Origin of the sequence: Haemophilus parainfluenzae ATCC 33392, from assembly GCF_031191205.1 — a bacterium.
Lineage (GTDB): Bacteria > Pseudomonadota > Gammaproteobacteria > Enterobacterales > Pasteurellaceae > Haemophilus_D > Haemophilus_D parainfluenzae.
Map to the genome: position 1 here is coordinate 2129515 of NZ_CP133470.1, position 12175 is coordinate 2141689.

A 12175-nucleotide genomic window follows, 5' to 3' on the forward strand; every position below is an offset into this window, starting at 1 on the left:
GAGGTCAATCATGAACGAACAACGTCGAGATTTTTTTAGAAACAGCGCATTAGGCTTAGCAACGATTACATTAGGTGCAGGTTTTAGTCTCATTCCTTCTGCTCAAGCGGAAGAAAAAGCCTCAAATGTGACGGCTACTGCAGTTGAAAATTTACCTGAGATTGAAGCAGAATTGACGCTCGCGCCCAATGTACCAAAACCGATTGAACGTAACTATCCGGCAAAAGTCGTGGTGAAACTAACCGCACTTGAACAAATTATGGATTTAATGGATGGCGTGCAATTTAAATTTTGGACATTAAACGGTAGCGTGCCTGCACCATTTATTCGTGTACGCGAAGGTGATATGGTAGAAGTGCAACTTTCCAACTCAGCAAGTTCCATGATGCCACATAGTCTTGATTTCCATGCAGCACCTGTACCAATGGGAGGGGCAATGGCAAGTGAAACCCCACCAACTCGGACATCTACCTTCCAATTTAGAGCGTTACGTTCAGGCATTTATCTATACCACTGTGGCAGCCAACCTGTGGATATTCATCTCGCGAAAGGAATGTATGGTTTAGTTTTAGTTGAGCCAAAAGAAGGCTTACCAAAAGTGGATCGTGAGTTTTACATTATGCAAAGTGAATTCTATACCAAAGGTGAATTTGGCGATCCTGGCTTGCAACCGTTCAGTATGAAAAAAGCCATTGATGAGCGCCCTGAATATGTCCTCTTCAACGGCAAAGTTGGTTCAACCATGGATGAAAATGCCTTAAAAGCAAAAACCGGTGAAACCATTCGTCTATTCGTAGGAAATGCAGGACCGAATTTATGCTCTTCTTTCCACTTAATCGGTGCAGTATTTGACAATGTGTATGTGGAAGGTGGTACGCTTATTAATCACAATGTTCAAACTACATTGATTCCATCCGGTAGCGCCACCATGGTGGAAACTCGAATTGATGTACCTGGCACTTATGTCTTTATGGATCACTCCATTTTCCGCGCAGTAAATAAAGGCACAATGGGACATATTGTGGTTGAAGGTGAAAAAAATCCGAATATTTATTCTGGAAAACTAAAAGACGAAGCCTTTAAAGAAGCTAACCCACAAAAACCACAACCCGTTCCTTACGAAATTGACAGTCACAAAGGAATGGATATGGGACATTCTCATCACGAACATTCTGATGCGAATTCCGGTGCAACAAGAAAATAAATTAGAAGAATATGAGCAATATTAACTACGAAGGCATCGAGCAGATGCCACTTCGCACCTTTACAGAAAAGGCTTATCTTAATTATTCAATGTACGTCATCATGGATCGTGCATTGCCTTTTATTGGTGATGGCTTAAAACCTGTCCAACGTCGTATTGTTTATGCGATGTCTGAACTGGGTTTAAATGCCGCGGCAAAATTTAAAAAATCTGCGCGTACCGTCGGTGATGTATTAGGTAAATTCCATCCACACGGTGACTCCGCCTGTTATGAAGCCATGGTATTAATGGCTCAGCCCTTTTCTTACCGTTATCCTTTAGTGGATGGCCAAGGAAACTGGGGGGCGCCAGATGATCCTAAATCATTCGCGGCGATGCGTTATACAGAATCTCGCTTGTCCAAAATCTCTGAAATTCTATTATCTGAATTAGGTCAAGGTACTGTTGATTTCCAACCGAACTTTGATGGTACTTTAGAAGAACCACAATATTTGCCTGCGCGTTTGCCTCATATTCTGTTAAACGGCACCACCGGGATTGCTGTCGGGATGGCAACAGATATTCCACCACACAATATTAATGAAGTAGCAGATGCAGCTGTGATGCTATTAGATAATCCAAAAGTAGGATTAGATGATGTGCTCAATATCATTCAAGGCCCTGATTTCCCAACTGAAGCGGAAATTATTTCCCCTAAAGATGATATTCGCAAAATGTATGAAACTGGTCGTGGCTCTATTAAGATGCGCGCAACATGGCATAAAGAAGACGGGGAAATCATCATTAGTGCACTTCCTCATCAATCTTCCCCCTCTAAAATCATTGCACAAATCGCTGAGCAAATGACAGCGAAAAAATTGCCAATGGTGGAAGATATTCGTGATGAAGCAGATTATGAAAATCCTGTGCGTATCGTGCTTGTACCACGTTCAAATCGCGTAGACACGGATGCCTTGATGGCGCATTTATTTGCGACGACGGATCTCGAAAAAAGCTATCGTGTGAATATGAATATGATCGGACTTGATCATAAACCAGCCGTGAAAGGCTTACTTCAAGTTCTCACAGAATGGCTGACATTCCGTCGTACTACCGTGACACGCCGTTTACAACATCGTTTAGATAAAGTACTCGCTCGTTTACACATTTTAGATGGTTTGATGATTGCCTTCCTCAATATTGATGAAGTCATTGAGATTATTCGCACAGAAGACGAACCTAAACAAGTTTTAATGGCTCGTTTTAACTTAAGTGATGAACAGGCAGAAGCCATTTTAAACTTACGTTTGCGCCATTTAGCCAAATTAGAAGAACATCAATTACAAGCTGAAAAAGATAAACTTGAAGAAGAGCGGTCAAATTTAGAGTTAATTTTGGGATCTGAACGTCGCTTAAATACCTTGATCAAAAAAGAAATTCAAGAAGATGCGAAAAAATACGCCAGTCCTAGAATGTCTCAATTAGTTGAACGTGAAGAAGCGAAAGCTATTTCTGAAAGTGAAATGACTCCAGCAGAACCTGTCACTGTTATCTTATCTGAAATGGGCTGGGTTCGTTGTGCGAAAGGTCATGACATTGATCCGGCAGGATTAAGCTATAAAGCCGGTGATAAATATCTCGCCCACGCTTGTGGTAAAAGTAATCAACCGGTGATCTTTATTGATAGTACAGGTCGTAGTTATGCTTTAGATCCATTAAGCTTGCCTTCTGCGCGTTCACAAGGTGAACCTCTCACTGGTAAACTCACATTACCGGCCGGTGCGACGATTGAACAGGTTATTATGGAACCTGAAAAACAAGAATTATTGATGGCATCAGATGCAGGATACGGTTTTATTTGCAAATTTGAAGATTTAATTGCACGCAATAAAGCAGGAAAAGCCTTGATTTCTTTGCCAGAAAATGCGAAAGTCTTGAAACCTGAGAAACTTTCCGAGTCGGCCTCACTTCTTGTGTCCCTCACTTCAGCGGGTCGAATGCTGATTTTTCCGGTACGAGATTTACCGGCATTATCAAAAGGGAAAGGCAACAAAATCATCAGTATTCCAGCAGCGAATGCAAAAGCGCGGTCAGAATTATTGGTGAAATTGTTCTTAATTTCAGAGCAAGCCAGCCTTGAGTTCCATTCCGGTAAACGAAAAATCACATTAAAACCGGAAGATCTGCAAAAATTCCGAGCGGAACGCGGCAGAAAAGGCTCCCAATTACCACGTGGATTACATAGTAATGTTGATATTGTGGTAATTGAACCCGAACACAACTCATAAGAATTCTCGGAACCAAACTAAATAGGAGGATATTTCGTGAATATTGTTTTTGACACTTATCAAACACTTGCTTTAGCAAGCTTTGTATTATTACTCGGTTATTTTCTAGTAAAACGCATTCGAGTTTTACAAACATTCAATATCCCAGAGCCTGTTGTTGGCGGCTTTATTGTGGCTATTGCATTAACGATTTTATATAAAGTAAATGGCACTTCATTCACTTTTGAGAAAAGCTTACAAACATCCATGATGTTGGTATTTTTCTCCTCTATCGGTTTAAGTGCAAACTTTTCTCGCTTAATTAAAGGTGGAAAACCATTAGTTATCTTCCTCTTTGCAGCGGCAATACTCATTGTTTGCCAAAATGTCATCGGTATTGTAGGCACTAAATTATTAGGTATTGATCCTGCTTACGGTTTACTTGCTGGTTCAGTCACCCTAACAGGTGGTCATGGTACTGGTGCGGCATGGGCAGAAACATTTACTAAAGAATTTAATCTACCGGCTGCAACAGAAATTGCGATGGCATGTGCCACGTTTGGTTTAGTCTTTGGTGGTGTTTTAGGTGGTCCAGTATCTCGTTATTTATTAAATCATCAAAAACAAGGTGAAAACCCAGAGAATGATGACGTAGATGACGTACAAGAAGCATTTGAGCACCCGACTTACAAACGTAAAATAAATGCGCGCTCAATCATTGAGACCATTGCAATGCTTTCTTTATGTTTACTCATCGGTCAATATTTAGATGGCTTAACAAAAGGTACAGAAATGCAATTACCAACATTCATATGGTGTTTATTTACAGGGGTAATTATTCGTAACAGCTTAACCAATTTATTCAAATTCCAAGTCGCTGATTCAGCGATTGACGTATTAGGTAGTGTAGGTTTATCTATCTTCTTAGCCATTGCCTTAATGTCTCTCAAGCTTTGGGAATTGGTAGGTCTTGCAGGAGATGTACTCATTATTTTAGCGGTTCAAGTTGTCTTCATGGCTTTCTTCGCCATCTACGTCACATACCGAATGATGGGTAAAGATTATGATGCGATTGTATTAAGTGCGGGTCACTGTGGTTTCGGTCTCGGTGCAACACCAACAGCAGTTGCTAACATGCAAGCGATTACTAGTCGTTTCGGACCTTCTCACAAAGCCTTCTTAATCGTACCAATGGTAGGGGCGTTCTTTATTGACTTATTAAATAATGGTATTTTAAAAATGTTCTTAAACCTTGTTAAATACCTTCACTAATAAAATATAAAAAGAAAGGCTGACATTTTGTCAGCCTTTTTATTTACTTGCTACTCAGTAAGCGTCTTGACTAAATCCATCACAAATTCTAACCGCGCTTTGTTTTCTGGAAGGGCTTTTACAAACTTAAATTTTAATGGGCCATCAAAACGATAAACAATTGGATTTTGTTGAATTAATTTGATGAATTTTTCTGGATCAACTTTTGCGGAAGGTGAAAATTCAATAAAGCCTCCTTGAGCTCCCGCATCAATCTTCAGTACTTTTAATGGTTTCACCATTAAACGCATTTCAGCAATTTGTAAAAGATTTTTCGTTGCTTCAGGTAATAAACCAAAACGGTCGATTAATTCAACTTTTAATTCGTCTAACTCTTGTTTGCTTTCTGCTGCTGCAATGCGTTTATAGAACGACAAACGCATATTCACATCTCCCAGATAATCCTCAGGCAATAGGGCTGGAACACGTAGCTCAATTTCAGCTTGTTGATGTGTAATCTCTTCTAACGAAGGTTCCCTGCCCTCTTTTAAGGCTTTCACTGCCGCATCAAGTAATTCCATATAAAGTGAAAAACCGATGCTTTCAATTTGCCCGCTTTGTTCATTCCCTAATAATTCACCCGCACCACGGATTTCTAAGTCATGTGTTGCAAGAATGAACCCTGCACCTAAATTATCTAAACTTTCTAATGCCTCTAAACGACGTTTCGCATCTTTCGTCATTAATTTAGGCGGTGGTGTAAGCAAATAGGCATAAGCTTGATGGTGAGAACGCCCTACTCGACCACGCAACTGGTGAAGCTGAGCCAAACCAAAATTATCTGCGCGTTCAATAATGATCGTATTTGCCGTTGGTACATCAATCCCTGTTTCAATAATGGTAGAACAGACTAATACGTTATAACGTTGATGATAAAAATCACTCATCACGCGTTCAAGTTCTCGTTCTCGCATTTGACCATGTCCAATCACAACTCGTGCCTCTGGCACAAGTGCGGTCAGTTTTTCAGCCGTATTTTCAATACTCGCCACATCATTATGTAAATAATAAACTTGCCCGCCACGCAAAATCTCACGCAGAATCGCTTCACGAATAATTAAATCATCTTTCTGGCGAACAAACGTTTTGATACTCACTCGACGAGCCGGTGGTGTCGCAATAATAGAAAGATCACGAATGCCATTCATCGCCATATTCAAAGTACGAGGAATTGGTGTTGCAGTAAGTGTTAAAATATCAATATTCGCTCGAAGTTGTTTAATTTTCTCTTTTTGACCCACACCAAAGCGATGTTCTTCATCAATGATGAGTAAGCCAAGATCAGAAAACTTCACATCGGATTGAATTAATTTATGGGTTCCAATCAGAATATCGACTTTTCCTTCGGCTAAATTTTCTAAGATTTGTTTTTGCTCTTTGGCTGTTTTAAAGCGAGAAAGCACTTCCACATTAACTGGAAGATTAGCAAAACGATCTTTAAAATTCTCGTAATGCTGTTGAGCTAACAAGGTTGTTGGAACCAATACGGCGACTTGTTTATGATTCATTACTGCCAAAAATGCTGCACGCATTGCCACTTCAGTCTTTCCAAAACCTACATCACCACAAACCAAACGATCCATCGCTTTAGGTTGGCACATATCCGAAATGACTGCGTTAATCGCCATGGCTTGATCGTGCGTTTCTTCAAAAGGGAAGGTTGCAGCGAATTGCTGGAATTCCTCACGATCATATTTAAATTCAAAGCCTTTTTTCACTTCTCGTTGGGCATACACATCAAGTAATTCAGCTGCCACATCACGAATTTTTTCAGCGGCCTTTTGACGCGTTTTCGCCCACGATTCATTACCTAATTTATGTAATGGTGCGGTTTCATCTGAGCCGCCTACATAGCGACTAATTAAATGAAGAGAACCAACAGGCACATAAAGTTTGGACTCATTCGCATAATTGATCAGCAAATATTCTGCTTTTAAGCCTCCAGTATCAAGCGTAACCAAACCACCATAACGCCCCACACCATGATCTAAATGTACCACAGGCTGACCAATTTTTAATTCAGCCAGATTACGTACTAAGGTATCAGGATTCACCGCTTTACGTTTATCACGCTGACGTTGCTGTACTCGCTCGCCTAAAATTTCATGTTCAGTAATGACAGCTAATTTGGCCTCATCAAGAATAAAACCTTGCTCAAGACGACTGACCCACAAATTAAACTTGTCTTGATTGGCTTCAGATAAGGTTTTAATCTGTTTAGGTTTAATTTTTAATGGTGAAAGCAAATCTACTAAAGTTTCACGTCGTCCTTCAGTTTCAACTGAAAATAAAACATTGCCTTTGAAATGTTCAATAAACTGTCGAAGTTGCGATAACGGTTCTTTTTGCTGTGATTGAATGGTCACTGCTGGTAATGCGGACACCGCTAAATTTTTCTGACGAACAGATGACCGCACTTTTTCTGCTTTAAAATTAATTTTAGGATAATTTTTTAATGCATGGTTTACTGCATCAATGCTGAGCCACAAACGTTCTGGCGGTAAAAGAGGACGCATTGGATCAACTTTTCGATGCTCATATCGCTGTTTGGCATCAAGATAAAAACGTTCACCTTGTGCTTGATTTGTTTCCATATCCACAAACAACGTTTTTTCGGGTAAGTAATCGAACAATGTTGCCATTTCATCAAAGAATAACGGCTGCCAATATTCAATCCCTGAAATTAGTGTGCCTTTACTGATTTGCTGATAAATATGTTCTGGATCACGACGAATTTCACCAAAGGTTTCTCTAAATTGTGTGCGGAAAAATTCAATGCTTTTCTCATCGGTTGGAAATTCGTGTGCAGGTAATAAATTAATAGATTGAATTTCATCTAACGTTCGCTGCGTATCGACATCAAAAGTACGAATCGAATCAATTTCATCATCAAAAAAATCTAAGCGAAATGGAACCGCACTTCCCATCGGGAAAAGATCTAAAAGTGATCCGCGCACAGCATATTCGCCATGTTCTAGCACTTGTTCTACAGAGCGATATCCTGCTGACTCTAATTGTAATCGTAATTTTTCAATGACCAGACGGTCGTCTTTTTTAATCAAAAGGACATTATGCTGTAGATATTTCGGTGGACACACGCGCTGCATTAATGTGCTAATCGGCAAAACAAAGATGCCTTTTTTAGTATTTTGCAAATGAAATAGCGCACTTAAACGAGAAGAAATAATTTCTTGATGAGGAGAAAAAGAATCGTAAGGTAACGTTTCCCAATCAGGAAAAAACTGAACGGGCTGAGAAGTTAAATCCGGTAAAACTTGTGATAAACGAACTGCACTTTTGGTATCCTGTGTCACAACCACCGTCAATCCATCATATTGCTCTGCAATTTCACTAACCGCAAGTGCATCTGCACTCGCCAATACATTGCCAAGAATTTTATGGTCATTGGGCTGAGTAGGAATATCAAAATTAAAATAGGTTGTTTTCATAAGTGCGGTCAATTTTTATCTCATTTTTTGCGTGAACAGCTGATTAGTTTAGCAAATTCACTCTACTTTTCAATAATTATCTGTATAAAAAAACAGGGCTGATTTAACCCTGTTTTCTCTTATTTTTTGAGTGGTTCAAGTGGCTTCTCTTTTTTTACATGACCATCATCATCGAATTCGATACGTGGCATACAACCTCTACAAGCTCCTTTATCTAAACCGAGTTCTTTGCAAAACTTATTATATTCATCTACGGCTTTGCGAAACCAACCTTTTTTTTCTTGTTCGCTCATCTTGCCTCCTTTTTTAATTTTTGTGCAATTTCCGAACGTAATGATTTTAACCCATTTTTCTTACTATAGGGTATCTGTTTTGTGATGAAATAATCTCGCATTAAAGGACAATCTTTTTCATCTAAATTCATTAAAAATCGACGAATTGCCGGCAAAGCGGAAGCTAAAGTGCGGTGAAAATAAGCGAAGTTTTTTAGGCTTAACCAATCTTCATCAAGCAATTTCCAATCTACTGATGCGGTATTAAATTCCTGAGCAAGTGGATGAAAGGACAAAGGCATATTTCGTTGAAAATATTGCTTCGCTTCTCTTTCCAATTCAATCCCCTGTGCAGAAAGGCCTTTTAGAGCAATAGCAGAATAACAACCACTACTCGCCTCTAAATGCTCACCTAAATGAACAAGAGAAAAACCACATTTCTGCCAAAACTGAGCCAGTTCTTTGGTATAACCAAAACTCACTGATAAATAATCCATATCGGCATTTTGTGTGATATATTCAATGAGTTGTGTACCTATACCATGCTGCTGCCACATAGGCTGAACCACAATTCTCGAAATGCGTAAAGCATGTAATTCACAAGCCTTTTGTTGTTGAGCATGAAAACAAAGTGCTTGAGGCACGAGATTGCCTTTTGGGCGTCTAGTCCCTTGTTGAATCGCTTCAATAAGGGCTGCATCTTCAATCCCGCCTTCTTTTAATGCCCAAACTGCCCCTAGTAAATCTTGTTCATTTTCAGCGGTAAAAAAACACTGTGAATTGGCATCAAACAATCGCCGTAGATCTAAGGGTGATGTACGATAATGAGCTAATGTCATCAATCCATAGAATTGAGGCAATGAAGAAAGTACTTCCTCTTGTGAGCGTTCAGTAATTTGGCATGCTTTGCTTTTATCGTATGGTGTTTGCTTAACCTCATCCTCTACATCCAATAATAAAAGCTCATCGATAAATGCCTCTAAAGCATCATCTTTCGACCAACGTAGCGGTTCAATAAGTTCAAAGTCAGAAAAAGTACGGTTAATTTTTTGCTTAAATTTGAGCTCAAAGCCTCGTCCCGTTCCCTCATAACTATGGATGGTAGTCGTAAATAGAATATGCTTAAAATGATGAGAAAAAGCGGTAAGTTGAGCAATCGGCAACATTGCCGCCTCATCAACAAAAAGCCAAGCATTTTCAGAAAAAGAAGGATCATTTTGCAAAGCAAGGAAAAGCGCATCTGGTGCAATAAAGATAATCTCTTTTTGTGAAAATTCAGCCAAAATTTGGGCCGCACTTTTATTCGGTGCTGTGAGGTAAATTTTAGTATCCAGTTGATTCGCTAATAAGCCTGCAAGAGCTGATTTCCCTCTTCCTCGTTTAGCGGTAAGAAAGTAGAGTTCAGATTCTTTTTGTAAGATTTGCTCAATGATTTTCTGCTGATCTAAGGTTGCGTTGTGATTGACAAATAATTGCTGAAAAGTGCGGCCAAATTTTAAATCATTTTGATGATAAAGAACGGGGAAACCATATTTATGAATACAATGCTTAAAATATGTCATAAATCTTGGTGTAGCAATTGTCTCAATCGAACCTGACCAACGAAGACTATCTTCATCTAATTGAGAATGAAGTTTCTCCCAATTTGATAGCAAGACAATTAAGGCACCATTCATTTTCAATGTGCCTGCCGCAATGGCGAGCGCCTCTAAATGGATACCTTTCCGCGCATCAAACAAGATCGTCTCAAACTCTTGCCCAAGAAGATTTTGAATTTTAGAAAACGCATTAATGATCAAGGTATTTGCCGGCAAATTAGACGGCATATTCTCACTGACTAAAATTTGAAAATGACGTGTCATGAATTACTTTTCTAAATATGCTTCTAATTCAGCTAAATTTTTAGGCCATTCATTACTGAGTTGCGTTATCCATGAAGCAATATCAGATGTCCAATTTGGTAATGAGGTATCTTGAGCCTGTTTTGCGATATTTTGAACATTAACAAGTCCTACCGAGGCGGCTGCACCTTTAATTTTATGTGCGACATCTGACACTGTTTGTTGCATATCTGAGTTTGCAAGATAATCCTCATAAGCTGTCTCTAATTCATCTAAATAAATTGGCATCCATTGTTTAAATAAATCAACATTAGCTTTAGCTTGAGATTTTCCAATTAACTCAATAAGTGAAATATTGATGCCTTCTTGAACGTGAGGAGTTTCTTCTTCATCAGAGATACATTCAATATCATCGCCTAAAAAAGTTTTAAAGCATTGACGTAATTCAACCAAAGAAAGTGGCTTGCGTAACACGCCATCCATTCCCTGCTCTTGATATTCTTCTTCGCTATGCATCACGTTCGCTGTAAAGGCAATTAAAGGCGGTAGAAAATCGTAAATCCCTTCTTCGTAGTTTTTTCGCAAATATTGTGCGATATCAAAACCTGACATATCAGGCAACTTAATATCAAGAAAAACAATATCATAGGTATTTTTCTCAAATAATCGGATCGCCTGTTCACCATTCATGGCAACATCAACATAATGCCCCTGCTTTTCAAGAATGCTTTTAGCCACAACCACATTCAATTCAACATCTTCAACTAATAAAATAGAAAGATGCTGCATGGCTGTTTCAGTATTCATCTCATTAGCTTGGGCTTTATCCGCAATAATCGTTAAATAAAAAGTAGAACCTTTATCCAGCTCACTTTCAACGGTTAAATCCCCTTGCATTAACTGCGCAAGATTTTTAGAAATCGCGAGGCCGATGCCACTTCCTGCAGAGCGATGAATATTATCTTTAACCTGATAATACATGGTAAAAATCTTATCTAATTCACAAGGTGCAATTCCTGCCCCCGTATCAGTAACACTAAATTGATACTGATTATCTTGCATTTTCTGCACCCTTAGGGTGACTTCACCTTTGTCAGTGAATTTGACGGCATTACTAATTAAATTCCAAAGAATTTGGCTAAGGCGAGCACGATCGAGATAAAGCCAATTAGGTAAATTATCATCCAGTTTTAAAGAAAATTTTAGCTCCTTTTGTTCTGCCATCAAGGTGCCAAAATTATAGAAATCATTAAGTAGTGAATGGAAATCGCAAGGCTGAATATTTAATTCAATGCGTTTGGAGTCGATCTTATCTAAATCAATAATATCACTAAAAATATGTCCTAAACTGACCGCACTTAGATTAATTGTATTGAGGTAATTTTGTTGTTGTTCTGTTAATTTATCATCTAATAGAATTCGGCTAAGACCAATAATCCCATTTAAAGGCGTACGTAATTCATGACTAATCGTTGCAAGTAAGGTGCTTTTATCACGGCTATTTTTTTCCAATCGAGCTAGCGTTTTAGAGAGTTCTAAACGGGAACGTTCTAATCGCTCAACAAGCAGCGTAAAAAAATAAATAACAAAAGGAGCGGTAAATAAACCAAAAGTAATTGAGCGAGCAATGTCACTCCAGTGAATACCGTCACTAAGAAGCGTGCTTAATAGGATTTGTATACAGATAGCTAAAATCGCAAGAATAGCAATACCAAGTAAAGAAAAGCGAACTCGACCTAATCGAATAACCCAATCAACATAACGTTGCGCAAAATATCTAAAGTTTTTCATTATTTATATTGAGAAATAAAAATTGAGATCATTCTATATAATTTTTGACAAAAATCCATAA

7 protein-coding genes are annotated in these 12175 nt (G+C 38.8%); 3 read left to right on the plus strand and 4 right to left on the minus strand.

All coding sequences use genetic code 11. The features are described from left to right. Positions 1–10: 10 nt before the first annotated feature. Genes nirK through gltS form a run of 3 tightly spaced genes read left to right on the plus strand, consistent with a single transcriptional unit; the run spans position 11 to position 4722 of the window. Positions 11–1204 (plus strand): copper-containing nitrite reductase, encoded by a 1194-nt coding sequence (nirK, locus tag RDV53_RS10195; RefSeq protein WP_005696355.1) that lies wholly within the window; start codon positions 11–13, stop codon positions 1202–1204. Between the two features lie 11 nt (positions 1205–1215). Further along, positions 1216–3471 (plus strand): DNA topoisomerase IV subunit A, encoded by a 2256-nt coding sequence (gene parC / locus RDV53_RS10200; RefSeq protein WP_005696357.1) that lies wholly within the window; start codon positions 1216–1218, stop codon positions 3469–3471. Positions 3472–3507: 36 nt separating this feature from the next. Beyond that, positions 3508–4722, plus strand: coding sequence for a sodium/glutamate symporter (gene gltS / locus RDV53_RS10205; protein WP_005696359.1), 1215 nt, complete (start codon positions 3508–3510; stop codon positions 4720–4722). A 50-nt stretch (positions 4723–4772) separates the two neighbouring features. On the opposite strand, the gene mfd is transcribed toward gltS, so the two are convergent. The 4 genes from mfd to RDV53_RS10225 all read right to left on the minus strand — a co-directional run bounded on the left by mfd (position 4773) and on the right by RDV53_RS10225 (position 12114). Next, positions 4773–8210, minus strand: a complete 3438-nt coding sequence (mfd, locus tag RDV53_RS10210; RefSeq protein WP_032822444.1) for a transcription-repair coupling factor — start codon at positions 8208–8210, stop codon at positions 4773–4775. A gap of 119 nt (positions 8211–8329) precedes the next feature. Further along, positions 8330–8503, minus strand: a complete 174-nt coding sequence (locus tag RDV53_RS10215) for a DUF5363 domain-containing protein (RefSeq protein ID WP_005696361.1) — start codon at positions 8501–8503, stop codon at positions 8330–8332. Continuing rightward, positions 8500–10344, minus strand: coding sequence for a tRNA(Met) cytidine acetyltransferase TmcA (locus RDV53_RS10220; RefSeq protein ID WP_005696362.1), 1845 nt, complete (start codon positions 10342–10344; stop codon positions 8500–8502). Before RDV53_RS10220 ends, RDV53_RS10215 begins: the two co-directional genes overlap by 4 nt. A 3-nt stretch (positions 10345–10347) precedes the next feature. Further along, the gene (locus RDV53_RS10225) at positions 10348–12114 is read right to left on the minus strand and encodes an ATP-binding protein (protein WP_005696363.1); all 1767 of its coding nucleotides are present in this window, start codon (positions 12112–12114) and stop codon (positions 10348–10350) included. Positions 12115–12175 lie beyond the last annotated feature (61 nt).